This window comes from Alkalimonas delamerensis (assembly GCF_030717955.1).
In the GTDB taxonomy this organism is placed as follows: domain Bacteria; phylum Pseudomonadota; class Gammaproteobacteria; order Enterobacterales; family Alteromonadaceae; genus Alkalimonas; species Alkalimonas delamerensis.
Genome location: NZ_JAUZVY010000004.1, coordinates 20,591 through 46,785 on the forward strand (window position 1 = coordinate 20,591; position 26,195 = coordinate 46,785).

General features: G+C 53.9%; 22 protein-coding genes. 6 read left to right on the forward strand and 16 right to left on the reverse strand.

The genetic code is table 11. From position 1 onward, the window contains the following. Nucleotides 1-16: 16 nt before the first annotated feature. From Q3O59_RS10290 to Q3O59_RS10310, 5 genes are all read right to left on the reverse strand, one after another. Nucleotides 17-3,187, reverse strand: coding sequence for an efflux RND transporter permease subunit (locus Q3O59_RS10290; RefSeq protein ID WP_305945502.1), 3,171 nt, complete (start codon nucleotides 3,185-3,187; stop codon nucleotides 17-19). A gap of 3 nt (nucleotides 3,188-3,190) precedes the next feature. Next, nucleotides 3,191-4,393, reverse strand: coding sequence for an efflux RND transporter periplasmic adaptor subunit (locus tag Q3O59_RS10295; protein ID WP_305945503.1), 1,203 nt, complete (start codon nucleotides 4,391-4,393; stop codon nucleotides 3,191-3,193). 250 nt (nucleotides 4,394-4,643) lie between these two features. Continuing rightward, entirely contained in the window at nucleotides 4,644-5,765 is a 1,122-nt protein-coding gene (locus Q3O59_RS10300) for a beta-ketoacyl-ACP synthase III (protein WP_305945504.1), read from the reverse strand. 92 nt (nucleotides 5,766-5,857) lie between these two features. After that, on the reverse strand, nucleotides 5,858-7,030 hold the full coding sequence (locus Q3O59_RS10305) for a vWA domain-containing protein (protein ID WP_305945505.1): 1,173 nt from the start codon (nucleotides 7,028-7,030) through the stop codon (nucleotides 5,858-5,860). Further along, nucleotides 7,030-7,869 (reverse strand): AAA family ATPase, encoded by an 840-nt coding sequence (locus Q3O59_RS10310; protein ID WP_305945506.1) that lies wholly within the window; start codon nucleotides 7,867-7,869, stop codon nucleotides 7,030-7,032. The genes Q3O59_RS10305 and Q3O59_RS10310 overlap by 1 nt, the downstream gene beginning before the upstream one ends. Nucleotides 7,870-8,045: 176 nt before the next feature. Between Q3O59_RS10310 and cysK the strand changes: the two genes are divergently transcribed. Both cysK and Q3O59_RS10320 read left to right on the forward strand, forming a co-directional pair. Then, entirely contained in the window at nucleotides 8,046-9,014 is a 969-nt protein-coding gene (gene cysK, locus Q3O59_RS10315; RefSeq protein WP_305945507.1) for a cysteine synthase A, read from the forward strand. Nucleotides 9,015-9,144: 130 nt separating this feature from the next. Continuing rightward, a complete protein-coding gene (locus tag Q3O59_RS10320; RefSeq protein WP_305945508.1) occupies nucleotides 9,145-9,585 on the forward strand; it encodes a hypothetical protein in 441 nt (146 codons plus the stop codon). A 21-nt stretch (nucleotides 9,586-9,606) separates the two neighbouring features. Here the strand turns inward: Q3O59_RS10320 and Q3O59_RS10325 are convergent, their stop codons facing one another. Further along, nucleotides 9,607-10,350, reverse strand: a complete 744-nt coding sequence (locus Q3O59_RS10325) for an enoyl-CoA hydratase (RefSeq protein WP_305945509.1) — start codon at nucleotides 10,348-10,350, stop codon at nucleotides 9,607-9,609. Nucleotides 10,351-10,360: 10 nt separating this feature from the next. Then, nucleotides 10,361-12,100 (reverse strand): gamma-glutamyltransferase, encoded by a 1,740-nt coding sequence (ggt, locus tag Q3O59_RS10330; protein ID WP_305945510.1) that lies wholly within the window; start codon nucleotides 12,098-12,100, stop codon nucleotides 10,361-10,363. A gap of 109 nt (nucleotides 12,101-12,209) precedes the next feature. On the opposite strand from ggt, the gene rrtA reads away from it, so the two are divergent. Beyond that, on the forward strand, nucleotides 12,210-12,830 hold the full coding sequence (rrtA, locus tag Q3O59_RS10335; RefSeq protein ID WP_305945511.1) for a rhombosortase: 621 nt from the start codon (nucleotides 12,210-12,212) through the stop codon (nucleotides 12,828-12,830). A gap of 12 nt (nucleotides 12,831-12,842) precedes the next feature. On the opposite strand, the gene Q3O59_RS10340 is transcribed toward rrtA, so the two are convergent. The 4 genes from Q3O59_RS10340 to Q3O59_RS10355 form a co-directional block, all read right to left on the reverse strand. Then, nucleotides 12,843-13,640, reverse strand: a complete 798-nt coding sequence (locus Q3O59_RS10340) for an NF038132 family protein (protein ID WP_305945512.1) — start codon at nucleotides 13,638-13,640, stop codon at nucleotides 12,843-12,845. A gap of 177 nt (nucleotides 13,641-13,817) precedes the next feature. Continuing rightward, nucleotides 13,818-16,334, reverse strand: coding sequence for a S9 family peptidase (locus Q3O59_RS10345; RefSeq protein WP_305945513.1), 2,517 nt, complete (start codon nucleotides 16,332-16,334; stop codon nucleotides 13,818-13,820). A 98-nt stretch (nucleotides 16,335-16,432) separates the two neighbouring features. Beyond that, a complete protein-coding gene (locus tag Q3O59_RS10350; protein ID WP_305945514.1) occupies nucleotides 16,433-17,101 on the reverse strand; it encodes an RluA family pseudouridine synthase in 669 nt (222 codons plus the stop codon). Between the two features lie 78 nt (nucleotides 17,102-17,179). After that, on the reverse strand, nucleotides 17,180-18,343 hold the full coding sequence (locus tag Q3O59_RS10355; protein WP_305945515.1) for a DcaP family trimeric outer membrane transporter: 1,164 nt from the start codon (nucleotides 18,341-18,343) through the stop codon (nucleotides 17,180-17,182). Between the two features lie 261 nt (nucleotides 18,344-18,604). On the opposite strand from Q3O59_RS10355, the gene acs reads away from it, so the two are divergent. The 3 genes from acs (at nucleotide 18,605) to Q3O59_RS10370 (ending at nucleotide 21,631) form a co-directional block, all read left to right on the forward strand. Further along, the gene (gene acs / locus Q3O59_RS10360) at nucleotides 18,605-20,560 is read left to right on the forward strand and encodes an acetate--CoA ligase (RefSeq protein WP_305945516.1); all 1,956 of its coding nucleotides are present in this window, start codon (nucleotides 18,605-18,607) and stop codon (nucleotides 20,558-20,560) included. A gap of 152 nt (nucleotides 20,561-20,712) precedes the next feature. Next, nucleotides 20,713-21,393, forward strand: coding sequence for a LuxR C-terminal-related transcriptional regulator (locus Q3O59_RS10365; protein ID WP_305945517.1), 681 nt, complete (start codon nucleotides 20,713-20,715; stop codon nucleotides 21,391-21,393). Next, on the forward strand, nucleotides 21,380-21,631 hold the full coding sequence (locus tag Q3O59_RS10370) for a DUF1289 domain-containing protein (protein WP_305945518.1): 252 nt from the start codon (nucleotides 21,380-21,382) through the stop codon (nucleotides 21,629-21,631). The genes Q3O59_RS10365 and Q3O59_RS10370 overlap by 14 nt, the downstream gene beginning before the upstream one ends. An 85-nt stretch (nucleotides 21,632-21,716) precedes the next feature. Here the strand turns inward: Q3O59_RS10370 and fabF are convergent, their stop codons facing one another. The 5 genes from fabF to Q3O59_RS10395 form a co-directional block, all read right to left on the reverse strand. Then, nucleotides 21,717-22,955: a beta-ketoacyl-ACP synthase II gene (gene fabF, locus Q3O59_RS10375; protein WP_305945519.1), complete on the reverse strand. Its 1,239-nt coding sequence runs from the start codon at nucleotides 22,953-22,955 to the stop codon at nucleotides 21,717-21,719. Nucleotides 22,956-23,123: 168 nt separating this feature from the next. Next, nucleotides 23,124-23,360: an acyl carrier protein gene (gene acpP / locus Q3O59_RS10380; RefSeq protein ID WP_228590370.1), complete on the reverse strand. Its 237-nt coding sequence runs from the start codon at nucleotides 23,358-23,360 to the stop codon at nucleotides 23,124-23,126. A 126-nt stretch (nucleotides 23,361-23,486) separates the two neighbouring features. After that, entirely contained in the window at nucleotides 23,487-24,230 is a 744-nt protein-coding gene (fabG, locus tag Q3O59_RS10385; protein ID WP_305945520.1) for a 3-oxoacyl-ACP reductase FabG, read from the reverse strand. A 20-nt stretch (nucleotides 24,231-24,250) separates the two neighbouring features. Next, complete coding sequence (fabD, locus tag Q3O59_RS10390) at nucleotides 24,251-25,186, reverse strand: ACP S-malonyltransferase (protein ID WP_305945521.1); 936 nt, start codon at nucleotides 25,184-25,186, stop codon at nucleotides 24,251-24,253. Nucleotides 25,187-25,235: 49 nt separating this feature from the next. Further along, a complete protein-coding gene (locus tag Q3O59_RS10395; RefSeq protein WP_305945522.1) occupies nucleotides 25,236-26,195 on the reverse strand; it encodes a beta-ketoacyl-ACP synthase III in 960 nt (319 codons plus the stop codon).

Genomic DNA, 26,195 nt, shown 5'->3' on the forward strand with positions numbered 1-26,195 from the left:
TTTGTACTGCCTATACTCAGCTAAGCTCTCCCAGCCGGGTATCGATTTTTTGCTCTTTGCTACGGAACAAATTCTTAAAGTCTTCCAGAATCACATAAAGCGCCGGGATCAGGATCAAGGTGATCACGGTGGCAAACAATATCCCAAAGGCCAGCGAGACGGCCATTGGCACCACAATTTGTGCCTGCAAACTGCGCTCCAGCACGATGGGGGTTAAGCCCAAAAAGGTGGTCATGGACGTTAGCACGATAGCGCGAAAACGCATGGTACCGGCTTCTTCTACCGCCTGACGAATGCTGTGACCAGCGGCTCTGGCTTTGTTGACAAAGTCCACCATAATCAGGCTGTCATTGACCACCACCCCAGCCAGGGCAATCAGGCCAAAAATCGACATGATGCTCATGCTCAGCCCCAGCAGCATATGACCGACCACAGCCCCAATCAAGCCAAAGGGAATCACGCTCATAATGATCAGCGGCTGACTGTAGGATTTGAGCGGAATGGCCATCAAGGCATAAATCAAGAACAGCGCCAACACCGCCGCTTTCATCATGTCACGCATCGCATCAATTTCATCCTGACTGCTGCCCTCCAGCGCCGTGGTCACGCCCGGGTAACGCAGTGGCAGCTCTTTCATAATGCCCTCACGTAGTTCACGGACGACCAGGCCAGGTTCAATCCGATCTTTGTCGGCGGCGGCAGTAATGGTCACCGCCCGCTCACCATTGACCCGGTTGATGGCATTAAAGGCCGGCTGCAGCTCGTAACTGGCGACCATGCTAAAGGGCACCTCGCCACCATTTGCTGTGCGAATGCGCATTTGCTCCAGATTGCCAAGCGAGCTGCGCTCGTCTTTCGGGTAGCGCACCATCACTTTGACCTCCTCGCCATCACGCTGCACCCGCTGCGCTTCGGCGCCGTAAAAGCCATAGCGTACTTGACGCGCTACATCGGAGAGGGTTAAGCCAAGCAAGTCGGCTTCGGGCTTGAGCAACAGCACCACTTCATCGTTGCCACCGCTCAAATTGTCCTGAATATCAAACACCCCTTGGTATTGCGCCAGCGCATGCTTGAGCTCTTCCGCGGCCGCTTCCAGCATCGCCAGGTTGTCGCCACGAATTTGCAGCGCGATATCGGCGCCTACACCACCGCCACCGGTCGAGGCATTGATGTTGATGGAGCGGACCCCGGCAATTTCTGGCATTTCCTCGCGCCACAGCCGGGCTATTTCAAAACCATCGATGTCACGGCCTTCGGCTTTTTCCAGCTCCAGTACCATTTGACCCCGGGTATCGCTGTTTAAAAACACCAGCCGGTGCTGAATGACATCGGCCTTGTACTCGGTTTTTAGCCGCTCGTTGGCGCGCAGCAATGCCCGCTCCATTTCATCCAGCGCTTGCTGGGTTTGCTGGCTGGAACTGCCCTCTTCCATCACAATGGACGCCTGAATAAAGTCACTGGGAATATCCGGGAAAAACACCCAGCGGACAAAGCCACCGCTCAGCAACCCGATCATCAACAGCATTAAGGAAAAGAAGGTCGCTAAAGTGACATAACGAAACTCAATGCAGCGCCGTATAAAAGGCCGGTAATGCTGATGAATTAGATGCTGCAAGCGGGCAGCGACCCACTCGCGAATGGTCCGTAGAAAGTTGCTAGCCCCCCGGCCGCTGGCATAAAACAGGCCGCGACGGTTGGGATCCCAGGGCTTGGTATCGATGTGGGCAATGTGGGTCGGCAAAATCAGTTTCGACTCAACAATGGAGAACAGCAAGCACAGGATCACCACCCAGGCAATGGATTCCCAAATTGGCCCCTGAGGCCCCCCCACCAGCAACATCGGCAAGAAAGCAGCAATGGTGGTTAGTACCCCAAAGGTTGCCGGCATCGCCACTTTTTTCGCCCCGGCAATCACCGAGTCCATCGATTTGCCTTTTTTCTCAATTTCGCTGTAGGCACTTTCACCGATGATGATGGCGTCATCGACCACAATGCCCAGCACCAAAATAAAGCCAAACAGACTGATCATATTGATGGAAACGCCAAAAGCCGGCAGCGGCATCAGGGCCAGAGCGCCCAAAAAGCACACCGGTATGCCAACCATCACCCAGAAGGCAATGCGGAACTCCAAAAACAGCGTCAGCGCCAGCAACACCAGCAAAACGCCGTACAGCAAGTTGCTGGTCATCAGCTCAATCCGGCCTTGCAGGTAGTAACTGCTGTCACCCCAGTGATCAAGGTAAATGCCCGCGGGCAGGATCTCCCGTTGCTCGTCAACGTACTCTTTCACCTGCCGGGCGATTTTCAGCGTATTGTCATCGCCAACGGCATCCACCCGAATCGAGACCGATGGCATGCCATCAAAGGTGGCCTCGCCATCGCGCTCAATAAAACCATCGTTGATCGCCGCAATGTCGCCCAACCGCAGTCGGGTGCCATCGTTAAAACGCAGCAGGGTAATGTCGGCAAACTCATGCCCACGGTAGGCCTGCCCACGGGTGCGTAGCAGGATATTGCCAGCATCGGAGCGGATGGAGCCACCAGGAATATCGACCGAACTGCTGCGGATGGCTTGCACCACCTGATCGAAGGTGAGTTGGTACTCGCGCAGCACGGCCTCGGACAATTCAATGGAGATTTCGTAATCCCGTGCCCCGACCACCTCAACCTGGCTGATGCCATAGCGCTTTTTCAATTCATCCCGAACTTGCTTGGCCAGCTCTTTCATGCTGCGCTCATCGGCATTGCCATACAAGGACAGCCAAATCACGTTGCTTTGAAAGCGCTGCCGGTAGACGATGGGCCGTTCAGCCTGCTCCGGAAAAGTGGCAATGGCGGACACCTGGGTGTTGATCTCTTCCATCACCTCCATGATGTTGTAGCTGCTGGAGATCTCTGCCCGTACCGTGGCCATACCTTCAACCGCCGTGGAGCGGATGCGCCGGATGCCGTTGACCGAGCGCAAGCGCTCTTCAATTTTATCAATCACCGCCGTTTCCACTTCTTGCGGCGCGGCACCCAGATACGGCACCCGAATGGTCACTTCATCCAGCGCTATCTCGGGGAAAATTTGTTTTTTAATGGTCAGTAACGACGCCACCCCGGCCAGGATCAGCACCACCATCAATAGATTGGCCGCCACATTGTTGCGGGCAAACCAGGCAATTATGCCTTTGTGGGTATCCATGCCTTAATCTCCCGCTTGTGCCGTTTGAGAGGTGCTATCGACCTCTTGCCATTCGCCATTAACCCGGCCAAGCCGCACCTGCATGCCCGCCAGTGGATTGGGTAAGGCCGAAACCGCCAAGTGTTCACCATCGCTTAAACCTGCACTGATGTAGGCGTAGCGCTCATCGGTACGCTGCACCTGCACAGTCCGAAACTCCAGCTTGTTGTCTGCATCGACCAGCAGCAACTGATTGCCAGGCCTTAGCAGATTGCGGGGCACCCGAAAAACTGCGCCGGAAGCGATCCCTTCGATATTGGCCTGGACAAAACGGCCAAAACGCAATGGCGAATCGCCTGGCCTCTGCAACTGGTAAGGGTCCTCAACTTGCACCACCGCGTAAATCACCCGGCTGCGCTCATCAAGCACGCCCTCGGTGCGCACCAGCTTTCCTTGCCATTGCTGCAGCTGCCCGGCAACTACCGCCGACAGCTCAACCGCTGGATAATTTGGGTTGTCGGGCCCTGGCAAGCGCATAAAAGCCAAGTCGTGATCGCTTAGCGGCAGGCGAATTTCCGCCAGGTCAGTGCCAAGAATGTTACCAAGCACCGTGCCACGGCTGATAAATTGCCCCAGGTTCACCGCTCTGCTTTGCAACAAGCCGGCATAAGGCGCACGAATTTCAGTACGGCTTAGATCGCGTACAGCACGCTCGAGCTCGGCTTCGGCCGAGCGCACATTGGCCAGCTCACGTGCCAGCTGCGGCCGACGCAGACCAAGCTCCGGTGCCAGGCCATCGGTAAAAGAGGCCCACTCTTCTTCGGCCACCCGCACCCGGGCCCGCTCTTCTTCCAGCGCCGCCGTTGCACGCGCCAGATTGGCTTCTGCCGCTTTAACCGCCGTTAAATAGTCATCTTGCTCGACTTTGACCAAGAGCTCACCTGCAGCAAAAAAGCCACCTTCGACAAAGTTGGGGGAGACTTCGGTAATGCGGCCGTTCACCTCCGATACCAGATTGGTCATCAGCTTAGGCCGCACCGTACCTTGCGAGCTAACCCGGTAAATCAACGACTCTTGCTGACTGGTTATGGTATCCACCAACACACCGGTTGGCAGGTCTTCACGCTGCTCTGCCGGCTGCCGCCCTTGTTTAAGCAGCATCATTAAGACAATGGCAACGGCTAAAATGGCAAGGGGCAAAATAATTTTGAGTTGTTTGGGCGTCATGAAGATCTCGAGCGCTTTTTATCAGTTATTTCTATACTAACGAAAAAAAGGTCCTAATGGTTGTGTTAAATGTTACAAATCACATCAAGCCGCCTGAGCGATAGCATGCATAACAAGTACGGAAAATAAATTTTTAAAATCAGATAATTAAATAAAAAACCGTCCATTAAAGGGACGGTTTTTGCGTAAAAAAGTGCTTTGTCGACATACTTTGTTACAAAGCAAACGGCTTAGGGCAATACAAGAGACCTTAGTTAAGCTGTTCCAGCACCAGACAACCTATCGAATAACCGGCACCAAAGGAGCACAAAATGGCTTTATCGCCAGCGGCTAAGCCCTGTTTATGCTGGTGAAAAGCAATGATGGAGCCAGCGGATGCGGTATTGGCATAGCGATCCAGCACCAACGGCGCTTCTTCCGGCTCAGGATCCCGCCCCAGAATCTTTTTGGCGGCAAAGATGTTCATGTTGATGTTGGCCTGGTGCAACCACAAGCGCTTCAGCTGATCCGGTGTCACCTGCTGCGCTGCCATTTCAGTGGCGATGACATCGGCCACCAGTGGCAACAGCTCTTTAAAGACTTTGCGGCCTTGCTGACGGAAGAAAGCGATCTCCGGCTCAGGCGTGTCAAAGCAATGCTCGGTGTAGCCAATATCGCAGCGAATGTTGTTGGAAAACTCGGTTTTAAGACGCATGCCCAAAATCCGAAAGGCCGAAGGTGCCTGACAGCTTTCTTCGGCTTCAATAATGGTGGCGGTGCAGACATCGCCAAAAATAAAGTGGCTGTCACGGCTACGGTAATTGACCTGCGGTGAAGCAAACTCCGGGTTCACCACCAACACCACTTTGGCCATACCACCGCGAATGGCATTGACCGCATTGCTAATGGCAAAGGTAGCCGAGGAGCAGGCTACATTCATATCAAAGGCATAACCGCTGGCACCCAGTTGCTGCTGCAGTTCGATGGACAAGGCCGGATAAGGACGTTGCATGTTGGAGGCAGCGCAGATGATTAAGTCGATATCGGCAGCGGTTTTACCGGCTTCGGCCATGGCCTCTTTGGCGGCGCTGAGCGCCATTTCAACCATTTCCGGGATCTCGCCCTCCCCCCGGCGCGGAAAGACCGGGTGCATCACGGCAGGGTCCAGAATGCCCTCTTTGTAGAGCACATGGCGCGACTTTATGCCGGAAGCCTTTTCAATAAAGTCGCAACTGGAGTGGCCTAAAGCCTCTAACTCTCCGCGTTCAATTTCAGCCGCGTGCGCTTGATTGAAGTTATCGACGTATTGATTAAAGCTGGCAACCAGCTCTTCGTTGGAAATGCTTTCACCCGGGGTAAAAACACCGGAACCACTGATCACAACATTTTTCATAATCCAACCTTGTCTTGGGCGACCTGTAGGGTCTGCTCTGTCTTTTATGGGCTTGTTCGATTATAGCGCTGTCAGCAAAGGCTGACAGCTGTTTAACTCAATAAAGTCCGCATTGCTTGCTGCAAACCGTCCAGGGTGAGCGGGTACATGCGCTGAGCCATGATCTGCTGAATAAGACCAATCGACTGATAATGCGGCCACCAGGTTTCGGGTTGCGGATTCAACCACACGGCTTTGGGGTACTGCGCCAGCAGCCGGTTGAGCCAGACATCGCCGGCTTCTTCGTTGTAGTGCTCGACGCTGCCGCCGGGCCAGGCGATTTCGTAAGGGCCCATGGTGGCATCGCCGACAAAGATAAGCTTGTAATCCGAGCCGTAGGTATGAATTAAATCCATCACCTTGGTTTGCTGCTCGCGCCGGCGCTGGTTGTGTTTCCAGACCCCTTCGTACACACAGTTGTGAAAGTAAAAAAACTCCAACTGTTTGAACTCGCTGCGGGCGGCGGCAAACAGCTGCTCGCACTCGTGGATGTAATCGTCCATCGAGCCGCCCACATCCAACAGCAGCAGTACTTTGATGGCATTGTGCCGTTCGGGTTGCCATTGCAAATCCAACAGTCCCCCCTGCTGCGAGGTCGCACGAATGGTTTCCGGTAAGTCCAGTTCCTGGCTGGCACCGGTTCGTGCAAAACGGCGTAATTGACGCAGCGCCAGCTTAATGCTGCGGTTGTTGAGCTCGGCATCGCTGTCGAGATCGCGAAACTCGCGCTTGTCCCAGACTTTGACGGCTCTGCGGGCACCGGAACCCTCCTGCCCCAACCGGATCCCTTCCGGATTGTAGCCGTAGGCACCAAAGGGCGAGGTGCCACCGGTGCCAATCCATTTGTTGCCGCCGGCATGGCGTTTTTGCTGCTCGGCTAAACGCTCTTTAAATTGTTTTAGCAGCTCATCCAGACTGCCAAGGCCTTTCAGGGCTTGTTTTTGCGCATCAGTCAGCTGACGGATCACATCGGGCTTCAGCCAGTCATCCGGGATGCTGCTGGCGATATCGACCGCCGCCACCCCTTCAAAGTACTCGGCAAAAGCGCGGTCAAACTTGTCGTAGTTGCGCTCGTCTTTGACCAGCACCAAACGCGCCAAATGGTAAAATGCCTCGGTGTCGGCAAAGATCACCTGCTGCTTTAAAGCGGCCAGCAAATCCAGCAGCTCCGTCAGGCTAACACTCAGACCATGCTTGCGCAGGGTTTGAAAAAACTGAACCAGCATCAGCGGCGACGCGCCATAAAGGCCAGTTTTTCCACCAAGGCAACGTCTTGCTCGTTTTTCAGCAAGGCACCAAACATCGGCATCAAACCGCCCTTTTGCTGTTTGTCGCGCAATACCTCGGCCGGGATCTCTTCCGCCAGCAGCAGCTTCAACCAATCCAGCAGCTCCGAAGTAGAAGGTTTCTTTTTCAGGCTGGGCAACTCACGCAGCTCAAAGAAGACTTCCAGTGCTGTGCTAAGCAGCTCGGACTGAATGGCCGGAAAATGCACTGAGACAATGTCGCGCAATAAGGCTTCATCCGGGAAGCGAATGTAATGGAAAAAGCAGCGGCGCAAAAAGGCATCCGGCAGCTCTTTTTCGTTGTTCGAGGTAATGATCACGATAGGCCGCTGTTTGGCGGCCACTTCTTCACCGGTTTCATGCACGTAAAAGGCCATGCGATCCAGCTCGTACAGCAAATCGTTTGGAAACTCGATGTCGGCTTTGTCGATTTCATCAATCAACAACACCGGACGTTTATCGGCAGTAAAGGCCTGCCACAGCTTGCCGGGACGAATGTAATTGGCAATGTCGTGTACCTTGTCGCTGCCAAGCTGGCTATCGCGCAAGCGCGATACCGCATCGTACTCGTACAAACCGTGCTGCGCCTTGGTGGTCGACTTGATGGGCCAGCTGATTAGCTCAGCACCCAGCGCTTCGGCCAACTCTTCGGCCAAGCGGGTTTTGCCGGTGCCGGGTTCGCCCTTTATCAATAGTGGTTTTTCCAACGTGATGGCGGCATTCACCGCCAGTGCCAATTCATCGGAAACAATGTAGTGTTCGGTACTTTGAAACGACATAAACAGACCTTTATTGCTCGCAGGCTGCTACTTTACCTTGTTGGCGCTGGTCGTGCCAGTGCTGACAAAGGCAACTCTGGTGCAGGCGGAATAACATATAGCAAAACGCTTCTTTGCTTTTGGCCATCCAGGCGTTAATTTAACGAAAATCTGCTAGCAAACCGGAGCATGCTGTTATGGCAAACATCTTTGAAGACAATTCCTTATCGATTGGCCGTACCCCCCTGGTCAAATTAAATCGTGTGACGGGTGGCAATGTCTACGCCAAAATCGAAGCCCGCAACCCAAGTTTCAGTGTGAAATGCCGTCTTGGCGCCGCCATGATTTGGGATGCCGAGCAAAAAGGCGTGCTGACCGAAGGCAAAGAGCTGATTGAGCCAACCTCTGGCAATACCGGCATCGCGCTGGCCTTCGTTGCCGCCAGTCGTGGCTACAAACTGACGCTGACCATGCCGGCGACCATGAGCCTGGAGCGCCGTAAGCTGTTAAAAGCTTTGGGTGCCAACCTGGTGCTGACCGAAGGGCCGAAGGGCATGAAGGGTGCCATCGAGAAAGCCAAGGAAATTCAAGCATCCAACCCGGATAAGTACGTCTTGCTGCAGCAATTCGACAATCCGGCCAACCCGCAAATTCATTTCGAAACCACCGGTCCTGAAATCTGGAACGATACCGATGGCAAGGTGGATGTCTTTGTTGCTGGCGTGGGGACTGGCGGTACCATTACCGGTGTCAGTCGTTACATCAAGCTGGAGAAAAAGCATCCGCTGACTAGCGTCGCGGTAGAGCCGACCGACTCGCCGGTAATCAGCCAGCAACGTGCTGGCGAAGAGTTAAAGCCTGGACCGCACAAAATTCAGGGCATTGGCGCTGGCTTTATTCCAGGCAACCTGGATCTGGAAATGATTGACCGCGTCGAGCAGGTCAGCAACGACGAAGCCATCGCCATGGCGCATCGCTTAATGAAAGAAGAAGGCATTCTGGCCGGGATTTCCTCCGGTGCTGCCGTGGTCGCCGCCAAGCGTCTTGCCGAGCAGCCTGAGTTTGCCGATAAGAACATCGTGGTGATTTTACCTAGCTCTGCTGAACGTTACTTGTCCAGCCCACTGTTTGCCGATGTCTTTACCGAGCAAGAGCTGCAGGCGTAAAAACTGCAGCGGCATTATTTAACGAATCAATCAAGGTCGCTTTGGCGGCCTTTTTTATTGCCTTTTTGCCTTTACAGCTTAGCGAGAAACAACCACACTTAAGCTTTACAGCTTGCTTGGTACCTCAATCATGGTGCGACAACTTTTCCTGCTTCCTTTATTGTTTTGGTTATTGGCCTGCACAGATTCGAATGACGCCCTTTCTGGCACCTTTCATGCGCCAGAGCATGCTGCCGCTGCTTTTTTTGATGCCATCTACAATAAAAATGATTTGGAGCTGGCGAAAAGCCTCAGCACCAAAGAGCTGGCTGAATTATTGGAGCACTACGGGACACCACGCCAAGTGGGCCGAACCCTGATCAATATGTCGTACGATGAAGTCACCATCAACGTCAATCGCGCCGGACAAAACCTGCGTGAACAATATGGCAATGAAACCAATGTGATGCTGGTATTTCACGGCCCACTGGCAGGCCGCGAAATCACTGAAATGCGCGAAGTACGAATGGTCCGGGTGCGTGGCCGCTGGTTGGTGGCAGAGATCAGACACGACCCTTATAGCCGCGGTTAACCGAATATACCCAAGTAACCTCTATCCGCGACGAAAGAACTGCTGTACTGCTTGCTTGCATTCGTCACTTTGCAACAACTGCTGAAACTCGTTCAGTTCTTCCCGCAGCGTATAATGCAAGGCTTCTTGCTGATTGGCCTTTAATAAGCGCTTGCTGGTCTGCACCGCCTGTGCAGGCAGCGCAGCTAACTGCCTGGCTTTTTCATTGGCGAAAGCCAATAACTCTGCCTTTGGAACTAATCGATTCACCAGCCCCATCCGCTCGGCCGTCTCCCCATCAAATGGCTCTGCCAACAACAGGTATTCACAGGCCCGGTGATAACCTATCAATTGCGGCAACAGCAAGCTCGAAGCTGCTTCCGGGCACAGGCCCAATCGGGTAAACGGCAGTTGGAAGCGGGTGTCTGCAGTGGCATAGACCAACTCGCAGTGCAGCAAAGCCGTGGTGCCAATGCCAATGGCAAGACCCGCCACAGCGGCGACTATGGGTTTCGGAAATTCAGCCAGTTGGTACAAAAAGCGCACCGTTGGGTGCTGCTGATTTAACTCGCCACCGGTTAAAAAGTCCTGCAAGTCATTGCCTGCAGTAAAGCAATCATCCTGCCCCTGCAGCAACACGACCTTGACGTCCGGATCGGTTGCGGCTTCTTTTAAAGCATCAGCCAGCTGCTGGTACATGGCTTGGTCCAGCGCATTTTTCTTTTCAGGTCGCTGCATGCTCAGTGTTAACACACCAGCTTGCCGTTGCTGCTCTACAGATGCCATTCGCTTTCCCTTAATGTCCAAGTACCTGGCCTTCCCGGCGTGGGTCGGCGCCCCCTTGCAAGCCGGATTCTAACAAGACGATACCGTGCAGGCCACTGTTTAGATCAATGACCCGGACCTGATGCCCAAGTTGCTGCAATGCGGCTTGTCGCTGTTCCAATTCGGTGCCTTTTTCCAGCGCCAGGAAGTCGTTGCGGTGCGTCACTCTTGGCAAGTTCATTGCGGATTGAATATCCAACTGCCAATCAATTAAAGCCACTAACGTATGGGCCACGTAGTTAATGATGCGACTGCCACCAGGGGAGCCCAGCACCATCCGAAGCTGCCCCTCAGCATCAAACACCATCACTGGTGCCATCGAGGAGCGCGGACGCTTGCCCGGCTCGACCCGGTTGGCGACCAAAGCGCCATCCGACTTCGGGTTCAACGAAAAATCGGTTAACTGGTTGTTCAGCAGGTAGCCATTGACCATCAGGCCAGAGCCAAAGACATTTTCGATGCTGGAGGTCAGACTGACCGCATTGCCGGCCGCATCCACCACTGAGAAATGGGTGGTAGCCGCCAGCTCGGGACTGTAAGTCGTTTGTCGGGACCACTCAGCACCAAACTCACCCGGAGCGACCTGTTGCAAGGCTCGCTCCAGGGTCAGCAGCTGGCTGCGGCTTTGCAAATAATCGGGCGCCAACAACTGGGCCACCGGTACTTTGACAAAATCACTGTCGGCGACATAGTGATCCCGATCAGCAAAAGCCAACTGTGACGCCATCGCAAACAGATGAATGGCTTCTACGCTATCGGGCGCATAGTTGGCAAGCTCAAAGGCTTCCAGAATCCCCAGGATCTGCAATACGGCAATGCCACCGGAACTCGGCGGTGCCATACCACACACCCGGTAACCGCGGTAGGCCCCACACACCGGCTCTCGCTCAACAACCTGGTAAGCCAATAGATCGGCGGTGCTCAACTGCCCGGGGTTGACCGGAGCCTGCTGCACAGCGCTGACCAGGGCTTTGGCGTTGTCGCCTTGATAAAAGACTTCGGCACCTTCCGCTGCCACCTGCCGCAAAATAGCAGCATAGGCTGGATTTTTAAGCTGTTGCCCGGCCTGCAGTGCTTCGCCATTGGGGAAAAAATACGCCATGGCCTCCTCACTGTGCTGCAATCCCTGGTTCCAACCAGAGGCCAGCTGACGCGCCAAACGATGCGACACCTCAAAACCGTCTTCGGCAAGCGTTATCGCATCCTGAAACAGTGCGGCCCATGGCAACACGCCGTAACGCTGATGCGCCTGCTGCATGGCGGCAAAAAGCCCCGGTACTCCGACAGACTTGCCTCCAACATTGGCTTCACGCCACGCCATAGCCTGATCACCCTGCATAAATAAAGTCTCATCGACGGCTGCAGGCGCGGTTTCACGGCCATCAAAGGAAGTCATCTGTTGCTGCTGCTGATCCCAGTGCAAAATAAAGGCACCACCGCCAATGCCAGAGCTTTGCGGCTCAACCAAACCAAGCACCAATTGCACCGCAATAGCAGCATCCATGGCGCTGCCCCCTTGCTGCAGAATTCGAAGCCCTGCCTTCGAGGCCAGAGGGTGGGCGGCAGATACCATATAATGCTCGGCTTCAACCAGCGACTGCTGATAGCGGCCAGTTGCCGCCTCCGGCTCGCGATCGGCCTGAACGGGTGTCGATGCATCGGCAAAGGATGCGATAAACAAAAAGGAGAAAAGTGGCAACAGAGTCTTCATACGAGCCTAAAACCTGAGGTTGTACCGAACTTTACCCTACCCAGAAGTCTGACAAAGATCAATCGTCAATCTTCATGACTTTCGTCGACAAGCTGGTTACACTTCTCAAATGCCTGCACGAAGTTTTTACCCGGCCTATTTCAAAAGCGCTGCCCTGATCGGTATTGCGCTTTTTGCGCTGCTTTGTCTGCTGCTTCTGAGTCTGCCCGATCATTGGCAACAGACACTGAACTACCAAATCAACCCCGTCAGGCAAGGCCAATTGTGGCGATTACTCACTGCCAACCTTTTGCATACCAACCTTTGGCATTTGTTATTAAACCTGGCCGGCTTGAGCCTGCTGTTGCTACTGCACCAGCAGCACTTTCAAAGCCGACTTTACCTGCTGTGGTTGCTTGTAGCTGGTGTGCTGACCAATGCCCTGCTGTTGCTGTTGTTTCCAGAGTTGGATCTGTTGGTGGGTTTATCCGGCGCTTTGCATGCCATGGTTGTATTGGGCGCTTTGGCCGACATCTGCCAAAAGGATAAAACCGGCTGGCTTTTGGTGGCTCTGGTGCTGGCAAAAGTCAGCTATGAGCAACTGTTTGGGCCTGATCCTGAACTGTCACAGCTGATTGCAGCTCAGGTGGCGGTGGATGCTCACCTGGCCGGCGTTTTTGCCGGTGCTTTGCTTTTTCCGGTTTGGTGGTTGCGAAAAAAAGGCAGGTCAAATGACCTGCCCTCTTCTTAAAAGCAAAGCGATTTACTTTTTACGCCGGGCCAGGCGTGCGCCTAACAAACCTAAACCCAACAAGCCCAAAGTGGCTGGTGTAGGCACTGGATTGGTATCCCCTATCGGTGCCCCTCCAACTGTGATGCCATCAAACGCCATGCCGGATTGATACAGGCTATCAGACCAGTTGACCACCCCAAACTCTAAGAAATAATTGCCAGTGCTGGCAATGTTATAGCTCGAGCTAATCCAACCGGTGTAACCACAGCCAATGTCAAAGCAACGACCGCTGTCACTGCCAAGAGGTGACCAAGTAGGTGCGCCCGGATTCATCAGTACTTCAACCGGATTTAAGGTCGCTGTTGGTTCTGGCATACCAAAGCCAGGAACAATACTGCCACTTGGTGTAGTACGAGCTGTGAATAAAATGGCCACTTCATCGTTCATTTCATTTAATAAACGAGCCCAGGCGTAATCCACGAATTCATCTGAGCCATCGGATGAGACGTAGTTGAAGAAAAAGTTAAGCTCATCACCGGCTTGCGCAGAGAATAAGCTTGAAGTCAGAGTTGAGCCTGTCGTGCCCGTTAAACCGGGCAGGCCAACCCCTGTAACGCCATTGGTGGAAGCAACATAACCGTATTGTGCAGCACCGGTTGGTGCCAATGTTACATCGCCATCCGCCCCCAAAGCGCCACAGGTGCCGACACAATTCCAGTCGGCAGGCAGCCCGCCTTCGAACAAAGATGCGCTGGCGGTCGAGCTTAGCATCAGAGCCGAGAACAAAGCGCTGCTATACAACATAGTTTTTGTTTTTTTCGTTAACATGAAACGTCCTTATCGTTATCAAACCGAAGCCGAAACCAAGCAACAACAATGCCACATAGCGAAATCCATATAAATCAATGACATAAAAAATTCTATTGATTGTAAGCAGGCTCTCTGTAAATTTTTGTGACATAAAAAAACCAGCTTGCGCTGGTTTTTTTTATTTTATGGCACTACTTAGTGGCTCAAGTGTTGCCACCAGTCCGGCTGTTCTTTTAAGTGCTTATCAAACCAGCCCAATAAGTGATCCCACCAGACATAGCGTTTTTCCCGGTCAATGATGTGATGATCTTCACCCGGTATGGTCACTAAGGCGACATCACGTCCCAACAGCTTCAGCGCTGTGTACATTTGGTGCGATTCCCCAGCCGGCACATTGACATCAGAGTCGCCAGTGATCAACAGCAAAGGGGTATTAATTTTGTCTGCCATGTAAAGCGGGCTTTGGCCAACATAAAGCTCATGGTTGTTCCAGGGGAAGCTACCACGGCTGGCAATGCCCGAGTACAAAAAGCCCCACCAGCCCTGACCCCAGTAAGAACTGAGCGCACTGATGCCGGCATGGGACACCGAAGCCGAGAACAAATCGGTTTGCGTTGCCAGGTACATGGTCATAAAGCCGCCGTACGAAGCACCAATGTTGCCGAGTCGATCACGGTCAATAAAATCGTGCGCTTCGACAAAGCGCTCGGTGGCATAGATGATGTCATCGGCGGTGTACTTGCCCCAGGCATTGACATGCAGCGCTGAAAAGCGCTGGCCATAGCCGATGGTACCCCGCGGTTGCACCACATAAACCACATAGCCATTGGCCGCCCAGTGATGGAAGGGGTAACGGCCGGTAAACTGACGGTTGACCGTGGTAGTGCCACCATAGTAGTAAACGATGGTCGGGTACTGTTTGCTGGCATCAAAGTCTGGCGGCAGGTAATAACGCCCTTCGATTCTGTCCCCTGTTGGGTTCTCAACATGAAAATCCCGCACTTCCCCCAGCTGAATGTGCCGATACAACTCACTGCTGCTGTGCAGCACCGTAGCGCGACGCTGTCCCGGCCGCACCATTTCCAGTTGCTGCGGGGTGGCCACACCAGTGCCGGCCGCCAAAACAGTCGCACCACGATCGTTAGCCAGAGCAAATTGTTCAATCACGTCGAACGATAAAGCCAGCTTCTGAAAACGCGAGCGATTCACATCCACACTGTACAGCGCAGAACGATCGCCTTCGCTGACATGCGCAATCACCTGACCTCGGGCATTGACCGCCACTGAGTTGATTGCCGGGTCAAAATTTTCCGACAAGGCCTGAATGTGCTGGCCTTCTTTGTCCATACGATACAGCTGGCCATCGTAATCGTTGGCAATGTACTCGTCGGAGGGAAGATTGATACCGGCACCATCGGCAAAGTTAGGGCCGCCGACCACCAGCAGCTGATCCCGGTGATAGCGCACCTGATTCAGGTGGGCAAAGGTGCCGATGTAACGGGACTCCAGACTGTTTAGATCCAACTCATACAAGGCGGTACGGGCATGCGGCGGCGCGCTGCGGTCATTCACGCGTTGGGTATACAACAAAGCGCGGCTATCGGAGCGAATATCGCTCAGAGCGGTGCTTTGCTCCTTAACAGTTAATGCGCGAACCAGGCCACTTTGAATGTCCAGCTGAAACAAACGACTGATGTCGCGGTAGCCACGCCAGCGGTCTTCCATCGACCGGTACACCTTGGCCTTGGCATTGTGCAAACTGGTGTCACGCTCGGTCCATTGCAGCACAATGCTGTTGCTATCCGGTGCCCAGCGGTAGCCGCCGATATCGGACTGATTCTCCAACAAGGTGCGCAATTCGCCGCTGGCAAGGTTCATCAGCCACAGTGTGTTGTCGGCGATGTAACTGAGCCACTGATTGTCCGGGCTAAAGGCAGCCCGGCTCAGTACCTGACCACTCCAGCTGTGGCGAATTTGATTGCGGCTGACATCGCGCAGCTCAGTACGTTGCAACGGCATATCGCTGGCATCCGTCCGCCCACTGAAGCTTAGCAACATCCAGTTGGTGTCATCCGACAGTGCCAGTTGATGGATGGTCTCGGCATTGGTCAGTAAGCGGTTATTCACCGGCTCCTTGGCCGACAATTTGAATTGTGCCGTGACGTCGTTGCTGCTGGTAAATGTCAGTGCAACGGCTTCATCGTCGCTGCGACCATCGCTGAACAGGATCAGCTGCTGATAGCCGGTTGCCAATGCCAGCTCGCTGCCAGCATGCACCGATTGAAAGTTCAGGTACAGCTGCGGCGCAGCCACGCCTGAAACCGACAAGCTGCCTTTGACAAAGGCCGGATGCTGCAACTGCACAAACCAGATCCCTGGCCCTGCTTCAGCAGCTTGCTCCGGGTTCAGCTGGCGCCATGCTAAGGTTTCGCCAAAGAGCTCAACCGAACGCCCGGCAACCGGCACCGGGTGACGCTCTAACAACCGCAGGACCTGCTGACGCTGCGGCCCGGCTTTGCCCGCTGCTTGCAGGCGCTCTGAAGCCAGCGCAGGTACAGGCCCCAGAAACAACACCGTTTTGGCTTCGCTTGCCGTTTTTTCTGCGCTTGGCGTTTTTGCTGCGCTTGGCTTAGCCTCGGCGCTTGCCGCTACCGGCATGGCCAGCCAGCACAACAACGCGAGGCTGAAAAGATGTACTGAAATTCGTCTCATGGCGTACTCTCAATCAAGGTGAAAACAATGCAAATGGATGGTAACAGTGAATGCAGAGCGGCTCAATCCAGCACCGACCAGCGGCAGCCAGACTGCGATTAAAAATCAGGCTCAGCGTCAAACGACAGCCGCTGCTGGCTAAGCGGATGGTCAAACTCAAGCCGTGCCGCGTGCAATAGCAAGCGATGACTTAGCGCCTGGATTTCGGGCGGTGCGTAAAAAGGATCGCCCAGAATGGGGTGTCCCTGCGCCGCAGTATGCAGCCGCAATTGATGCGAGCGGCCTGTCACCGGATCCAATGCCAGTCGGCTGCATTGCCGGCTGTGATCGATAGCCAGCACTTCAAAATCGGTGACGGAGGCCTTACCCTCGGGGCAAATCTTATAACGAGGACGCTGTGCGGCATCCGGCGCTATCGGCAGCTCAATCCTGCCCCGCTGCGGTTGCCAGAGGCCGGCCACCACGGCCAGGTAGCGTTTTTTCACGGTGCGAGCCTGAAACTGCTTGCTGATGGCAGAGAGAGCTGCCTTGGTCAGTGGCAACACCAGCAAGCCGCTGGTGTCGTAGTCCAGCCGGTGAACCACCGACGCCGTTGGAAAACGCTGCTGCACCCGACTGATCAGGCAATCCTGATTGGCGGGGTGGCGGCCAGGGACGGTCAACAGCTGGCAAGGCTTGTTGACCACCAATAGCGCATCATCCTGATACAGCAGTTGGTAGGCTTGGTCGGTTGCTGGCAAAACGGCAAGTTCAGTGGCAGTTGGCATCTACAGGCATCAAAAAAATAGCGGCATCAGCCGCTATTATTGCAGAAGGACCTGCCTTTTTAAATTGAAAAGCGGCTTTTAAAAATCATACTTGGCCATAAACTGCAGCCGGTTCAGATCGCCATCGGCCCCAGACTCCAGTTTACGGGTGGCATGACGAAACTCCAACCCGAACTGCAAATGCCGCGATGCCTGATAAATCATGTTGGCTGCCAGGCTCTCGGTGCTTTTGGTGGCCCCAGCGCCGGTCAGGTCGGTATCGTTGTCGACCCGCAAAGTGGCATAGATCAAGTTGGTACGCCAATGCGCATCCCAGACATGACGATAAGCGGCGGTAAAACCGGTTGATTTAATGGCATGCAGCTCACCATTGCTATCGAGCACAGCACCATTGACGGTGTTTAAGCCGATGTAACGCCCCAGGCCTTTGCCGGTATTAAAGGTAAAGCGAATGTCGTTGGTGTCGGTCAGCATCACTTTGCCCGTGACCGATAAACCATAGCCCATCACACTGTCATCAATTTGTAAGGCCCGGTCTTCATACGCCAACTGACGCAGCAAACCAGACACCGACAGCGAACCCCAGTCGGCCCGATGGTTGTAGCGTGCCACCAAATCCGGCATGGTGTTGTCGTCCGTCACCACACGGCCTCCGGTCGCATCCGGCGTGACCGTTGTTTCCGGGTTTTCAATCGCAAACTGGAAGTTGCCGTTGGTGTAACGGATTTGCGGCTGACGCACGAAAATTTGTCCATCGGTATTGCCAACAAAATCGACCGTTTCAGGCAAGGAGGTTAAATCCATAAAGGTCGACCAGGTCTGACCAAACAACCAGCTGTCGTAGGTGAAAAAGGCATGACGAATACCCGGTGAGTAACCGTTGGAAATGCGCTGATCGCCCCCGGGAGTCGACATCATATCAAACTCGAGCCGGGCACCTAAGGTCTTGCCATTTTCCAGTTGGGTGCTGGTGGTAAAGAAGAAACGTGACTGACGGGCATGCATGTCAAACTTGGTGCTTTCGCCCTCGCCTCCGACCGGTGTTAAGGATGGTACGTAAAAATCACGCCCAATATTGGTTCCTAAATTACCATCTGGTGTGTCGTTTAACAGCACATCCAGCTTGATAAAGCCGCCGAAGCTGATGTCGGTATTGCCGACGGTAAAAGAGGCCTGAGCCTGACTTAACCCAAGTGTCATGCTGGCAGCCAGCAAGGTACAGGCAAATGGTAGTTGTTTCATGCGGTGCTCCCTGGTGTTCTTGTCGTTGATGCTGTGATTATTTTCTAAACGATAAGCAAGTAGTGACAAGGTTGGTTTAGTGGCTGCAGTTGTGCAATTAGCCTTTAGTCGCATCAGCTGTTACAGTCATTGCATTCAATTTTTACTGCCATGTTGATCGGTACAATTGCCAAAGCTAGACAATGGTCTAATTTCTTTCCGCCCGGCAATTGGTTAGAACATTGGTACTATTTTTTTATAAAAACCAATGGGGACACAGTCATGACACAGCCAAGCCTTTATCCGGTACCAGCTGCCGCCGAATCGCGCTGTTTAATTGATAACGAAGCGTATCAGCGCCTCTACCAACAGTCGGTGCAGGACCCTCAGTCGTTCTGGGCTGAGCATGGCAAACGGATTGACTGGTTCACGCCTTACAGCAAGGTGAAAAACACCAGTTATCAGCCGGGCAATATCAGCATCAAATGGTTTGAAGATGGCGCTCTGAATGCCAGCTACAATTGTCTGGACCGTCATTTACCGCATAAAGCCAATGACATTGCCTACTATTGGGAAGGCGATGAGCCGGGTATCCAAAAAAATGTCACTTACCAGGAGCTGTACGAACAGGTCTGCCAACTGGCCAATGGCATGAAGTCGCTGGGTGTAGGCAAAGGCGACAGAGTGACCATTTACTTGCCGATGATCCCGGAAGCCGTGGTGGCCATTTTAGCCTGTGCCCGAATTGGCGCCGTTCATTCGGTGGTCTTTGCCGGCTTCTCGCCCGACGCACTGGGCAGCCGTATTCAGGATTGCGACTCCAAGCTGGTGATCACGGCCGATCAGGCCCCCCGTGGCAGCCGGTTAACGGCACTGAAAGACAATACCGATCTGGCACTGGGGCACTTGGGCAAAGCCAGCCCGGTGCAGCATGTGATCGTGGTGAAACATGTCGGTGAGAATGTCGATGAACATCCGGGGCGGGATATCTGGTACCACGAGTTGCTGGCCAAACAGCCAAAAAGTTGTGAGCCAGAGCCGATGAACGCTGAAGATCCACTCTTTATTCTCTATACCTCCGGCTCAACCGGCAAACCCAAAGGCGTATTGCACACCACCGGCGGCTACATGGTCTGGGCCTCGATGACCCATCAGTATGTCTTTGACTACCATCCGGGCGATATCTACTGGTGCGCCGCCGATGTTGGTTGGGTGACTGGCCACACCTACATTGTTTATGGCCCTCTGGCCAACGGCGCAACCAGTGTGTTGTTTGAAGGCGTACCCACCTACCCATCGGTGAAGCGGATGGCGCAAATCATCGATAAGTACCAGGTCAATATTTTATACACAGCGCCAACCGCCATTCGTGCCCTGATGGCGCATGGCGACGCGCCGGTTGAAGGCAGCAAACTTAACAGCCTTCGGACACTGGGCAGTGTCGGTGAGCCGATTAACCCGGAAGCCTGGAGCTGGTACCACGAAAAATTTGGCCATGGCAACTGCCCCATTGTTGATACCTGGTGGCAGACAGAGACCGGCGGCATTTTGATCACACCATTGCCGGGCGCTACCGCACTGAAACCTGGCTCGGCAACCCGCCCCTTCTTTGGCGTCAAGCCCGCCATTGTCGACAACGATGGCAAGGTGCTGGAAGGCGCTGCTGCCGGCAACCTGGTCATTCAGGACAGCTGGCCAGGCCAAATGCGGACGGTGTTTGGCGATCACGAGCGCTTTGAACAAACCTATTTCAGCACCTACCAGGGGACTTACTTTACCGGCGATGGCGCTCGTCGCGATGAAGATGGCTATTACTGGTTAACCGGCCGGGTCGATGATGTGTTAAATATCTCTGGTCACCGGCTTGGCACCGCAGAGATTGAAAGCTGTCTGGTGGCGCACGACGCCATTGCCGAAGCGGCCGTAGTCGGTTACCCCCACGACATTAAAGGTCAGGGTATTTACGTCTATGTGACCCCGCGTGTTGGCATTGAACCTTCTGAAGATTTAACCAAGGCCGTGCGCGCCTGGGTCCGGCAAGAGATCTCGCCGATTGCCTCACCCGATATCATTCAGTGGGCTCCGCAGGGCTTGCCGAAAACCCGCTCGGGCAAAATTATGCGGCGCATTCTGCGGAAAATCGCAGCCAATGAGCATGATCAGTTAGGTGATATTTCGACGCTGGCCGATCCATCGGTGGTTGATCAATTGATTGAAAACAGGTTAAATCGTTCCTAGAGGCAGCCACTGCCAGTTGTTTGTTTACCAGAGGCCGCAGATTGCGGCCTTTCGTTCTATACTTGTATCCAACCAGAAACGTGCAACGCCCATGATTCTGGAGCAACATTGCACCAATGCCATATAACAGATAATAAGAAAGACGAGGACTCATGGCTAAATTGATCGTGGCAGACGACCACCCTTTGTTTCGTAATGCGCTGATCAATGCCATCAGCAATACCTTTAGTACCAAAGCAACCATAGAAACAGACTCGTTCGACTCCACTTGCCAGGCGCTGGAACAGCACCCGGATACCGACTTGCTGCTGCTCGATCTGCATATGCCTGGTAATTGTGGCTTTTTAGGCTTGATTCAGCTGAGGAAAAACTACCCCAGCCTGCCCATCGTGGTTATTTCGGCCAGTGAAGAGCTGGATGTGGTCAAGCGGGTGATATCCTTTGGTGCCTCGGCCTACATTCCCAAATCGGCCAATCCGGCACAAATCAGCGAAGCCTTAAAGGAAGTTCTGGCCGGCGAGCTGTGGGTGCCACCATCGATGCAAAAAGCCTTGCACGAGCAAGCCAGTCAGGAGGAAGATTTGGATTTGGCAGCCAAGGTGGCGCAGCTGACCAATCAGCAGTACAAAGTCTTGTATTACCTGACCGAAGGCTGGCTGAACAAACAAATTGCCTACGATCTTAACATTTCTGAAGCCACGGTTAAGGCACACATCACCGCCATTTTCCGCAAACTGGGCTGCACCAACCGAACACAGGTGGTGATTCAGGCACAGCGTCTGACACTTGAGCCGCCGGTGAACAAAGCCCTGTCGTCGCATGAGCAGGATTGAATCGCCCTGCATTGCCTGCTGCAAGCTCGATCAGCACAAAGTCTGCATCGGTTGCTACCGGCACATCGCTGAAATCGCCAACTGGAACCGCAAAAGCGAGGCAGAGCTTGCCGCCATTATGCAGCAGGTCGCTGCGCGCAAGCAGCAGTATGCCCATCTGAACCACCAGACGATTGCAACCAGCCCCATTACCCAGGCGGAGTGGCAAGCTGCGAAAATCAAAGCCCGGTTAAGCTAGGGCGTGTTGACCTTTGCTCAGCAAGAACCGTCCCAAAACAAACAAGCCCGCTGAATGCGGGCTTGTGGTATAACGCTTGCTGGGGCTAGATTTTTTTAAACAAAATCGAGCCATTGGTGCCGCCAAAACCGAACGAGTTGCACAGTGCATACTCCAGCTTGGCATCCCGGGCGGTGTGCGGCACATAGTCCAAATCACAGCCTTCATCCGGGTTATCCAGGTTGATGGTGGGCGTGACCAGCTGATCGCGCAGCGACAAAATGGTAATGATGGACTCAACCGAACCAGCAGCACCCAACAAGTGCCCAATCATCGACTTGGAGGAGCTGACCATGATGCTGTCCTTGTTGGCAGCAAATACCGTTTTAATGGCGCGGGTTTCAGCCACATCCCCGGCATTGGTCGAAGTACCATGGGCGTTGATGTAGCCCACCTGCTCAGGATTGACCCCGGCATCGTTCAAGGCATTTTGCATCGCCATGGCGCCACCACGACCATCTTCCGGTGGTGAAGTCATGTGGTAAGCATCGCCACTCATGCCAAAGCCAGCCAACTCAGCGTAAATTTTGGCGCCACGGGCTTTGGCGTGCTCGTACTCTTCCAGCACCACTACACCGGCGCCGTCACCCAGCACAAAACCATCGCGGTCTTTGTCCCAGGGGCGACTGGCTTGCTCAGGCGCATCATTGCGGGTCGACAGCGCTCTGGCTGCACCAAAGCCGCCCAGCCCAAGTGGCGTTGACCCTTTTTCAGCACCACCGGCCAGCATCACATCGGCATCGCCATAGGCGATCATCCGAGCGGCCTGGCCAATGTTGTGTACGCCAGTGGTGCAAGCGGTCACAATGCTGATGTTTGGACCTTGCAAGCCAAGCATGATGGACAGCTGACCAGCAATCATGTTGATGATGGTCGAGGGCACAAAAAATGGCGATAAGCGCCGTGGGCCGCTGTTCAGCAACTTGGTATGATTTTCTTCAATCAGACCCAGGCCACCAATGCCGGAGCCGATGGCAGCACCGATGCGCCCAGCATTCTGTTCGGTGACTTCGATGCCGGCATCACGAAAAGCCTGGATCCCTGCCGCCACACCATACTGGATAAACAAATCCATTTTTTTGGCTTCTTTGGCCGGGAAATAAGGCTCAACATCAAAATCTTTCACCATGGCGGCGAACTTGGTGCTGTAGGCTTCGGTATCAAAGTGCTCAATCAGACCGGCACCGCTTTTGCCTTGTTGCAGAGCTTGCCAGCTGCTGGTGACATCATTTCCAACCGGGGTGAGTAAACCCAGCCCCGTCACTACGACTCGACGTTTTGACACTGCATCCTCCACAGGAGCTCACGAAAATACATTCCACTGCAGCATGCCCATGCTGCAGTGGAATGTATTCGTCCTTGATTGATTAAGGGCTTAGCCTGGCAGCCAGAAGCTGGCTTAGCCCCAAACAAAAAACGGGTAGCCAGGCTACCCGTTTTGAGCCAGAGCGGCTTACTCTGCGTTGGCTTTCACGTAGTCAATCGCAGATTGTACAGTGGTGATTTTCTCTGCTTCTTCATCAGGAATTTCAGTATCAAACTCCTCTTCCAGAGCCATAACCAGCTCTACAGTGTCCAGAGAATCAGCACCCAGGTCATCAACAAAGGAAGCTTCAGGCTTGACTTCTTCCTCTTTAACACCCAGTTGCTCAACAATAATTTTCTTAACGCGTTCTTCGATGTTGCTCATCTTTTCTTCCTTTTTTCATTTAAATCGCAACAGTTCGTGCAATTTTATGTGGCGCTAGTTTATGCGTAAGGCTGCGTTGTTGCAAGTCGTCCTACCGGCATTTTTTGCTGGTCTGACATGCAGCGCTTACACCATGTACATACCGCCGTTGACATGAATCGTTTCACCGGTAATGTATGCCGCAGGCTCCGAAGCCAAAAAGGCCACAGTAGCGGCAATTTCAGCCGGCTGCCCCAGACGGTTGGCAGGCACCTGACCGAAAATCGCTTCTTTTTGCTCATCCGACAGCTCTTTGGTCATGTCGGTGTCAATAAAACCCGGCGCTACCGCATTGACCGTTACGCCGCGGGAGGCCACTTCACGCGCCAATGACTTGGTAAAGCCCAATACACCCGCCTTCGCAGCTGCATAGTTGGTCTGCCCCGCATTGCCCATGGTACCCACTACGGAGCCAATGGTAATGATGCGACCATAACGCTTTTTCATCATGCTACGCAACACCGCTTTGCTCAGTCGGAACACCGAGGTCAAATTGGTCTGCATGATATCAAACCATTCCTCATCTTTCATGCGCATCAGCAGATTATCGCGAGTAATACCGGCATTATTGACCAGAATATCAATATCACCAAAATTATTTTTGATGCTGCCAAGGCAAGCCTCAATCGAATCGGTATCGGTGACATTCAGCACCAGGCCACAGTTGGGCCCTAGATAGTCCGCAATGGCAGCCGCCCCTTTCTCACTGGTAGCAGTACCAACGACGGTGGCGCCCTGGGCTTTCAATTGTTCTGCGATGGCGCGACCAATACCGCGGCTGGCACCGGTCACCAGAGCAACTTTGCCTTCTAAAGAAAATAAAGCGGTCATAAATAAGATCCTTTGTTGTGTTATTCGCCGGAAAGCGCCTGAGCCAGTGATGCTGTGTTATTGACGGAAGCTGCATGCAGCGATTTATCAATCCGCTTGATCAGACCCGACAAGACTTTGCCAGCTCCCAGTTCCAACACCTCGGTCACCCCCTGACTGGCCAACCATTCAATGGTTTCGGTCCAGCGTACCGGACTGTAAAGCTGACGAACAAGTGCGTCCTGAATGGCAGCGGCATCCTGACAAACGGCCACATCCACATTGTTCACCACACTAAGCTGTGGCGTTTGAAAATCAAGCCCGGCCATGTCGCGTGCTAAAGTGGCGGCGGCTGGCTTCATTAAGGCGCAATGCGAAGGCACGCTGACGGCAAGTGGCAAAGCACGTTTGGCTCCGGCAGCCTTGCAGGCTTCAGCAGCCCGCTCAGCGGCAGCCTTGTGGCCGGCAATCACGACCTGGCCTGGTGAGTTGAAGTTCACCGGCGCCACCACTTCGTCTTTGGCGACCTGAGCACAGCACTCAGCAACGCTTTGATCATCCAAGCCAATAATGGCATACATCGCACCAGTACCAGCTGGCACCGCTTGTTGCATGTAGCGGCCCCGGTTGGCCACCAGCACCACCGCATCGGCCAGGGATAAAACGCCGGCGCAGACCAAGGCTGAGTACTCGCCCAAAGAGTGGCCAGCCAAATAAGCCGGTGTGGCGCCGCCTTGTTGTTGCCACAAACGCCAACAGGCCACCGAGGCCGTTAATAAAGCAGGCTGGGTTTTATCGGTGGCATTCAGTTCCGCTTCTGGCCCTTCTGACACCAGCTGCCACAAATCGTAGCCCAGCGCCTGAGAAGCCTCAGCAAAAGTTTGCTGCACCACCTGGTGCGCAGCGTACAACTCACTCAACATCCCCAGGCTTTGCGAGCCCTGGCCCGGAAAAACAATGGCAATTTTTTTGGTCATTTTTCTATCCTGTCAAACCGTTATTATGGAGTCAAAAACCCGGCAAGGGTTAATAACGGACTAAGGCGGAAGCCCAGGCGAAACCACCACCAAAAGCTTCCAGCAATAGGGTCTGGCCTCGTTGGATCCGGCCATCACGAATGGCTTCGTCCAGTGCTGTCGGCACTGTTGCCGCCGAGGTATTGCCATAGCGGTCCAGGTTAATCACCACCTGCTCCATCGGCAAGTTCAGCTTGCGTGCTACGGCAGAAATAATGCGTAAATTGGCCTGGTGCGGTACCAGCCAATCAATTTCGGATTTGTCCATCTGGTTGGCTGCCAGCGTTTGCTCCACCACTTCAGACAACTTGGTCACGGCAACCTTGAACACATCGTTGCCTTTCATTGAGCCCCAGGAGTTGTGCACCGACTCGACATCGCCACGGATCGGGTTATCGACATAGAGCAGCTCAGAGTACTTGCCGTCGGCATGAATATGGGTCGATAAAATGCCTGGCTGTTCGGACGCTTCCAGAATGACAGCACCGGCGGCATCGCCAAATAAAATCACCATGCTGCGATCTTCGGGGCTCACCAATTGCGACAAGCAGTCCGAGCCTATCACCAGGATACGCTTGGCCATGCCGCTTTTGATGTACTGATCTGCCACGCTCAGCGCGTAGCAAAAACCAGCACAAGCCGCCGCAACATCAAAGGCCGGAATGGCCGGAATTTCCAGCTCGCGTTGCACTTCACAAGCCGAGCTGGGCAAAGAGCGCGCACCGCTGGTGGTGGCAACGATGATCATGTCCAGGGAGTTTTTATCAATATCGGCCGCTGCAATGGCCTGACGGGCCGCTGCTGCGCCCATGGTGGCCACAGATTCGTCTTTGCCGATAATACGGCGCTCACGGATGCCGGTGCGCTCGATAATCCACTCATCGGTGGTTTCGACCATGGTTTCCAGATCGGTGTTGGTTCTTACTTGAGACGGGAAATAACTTCCGGTTCCGATAATGCGAGAATACAT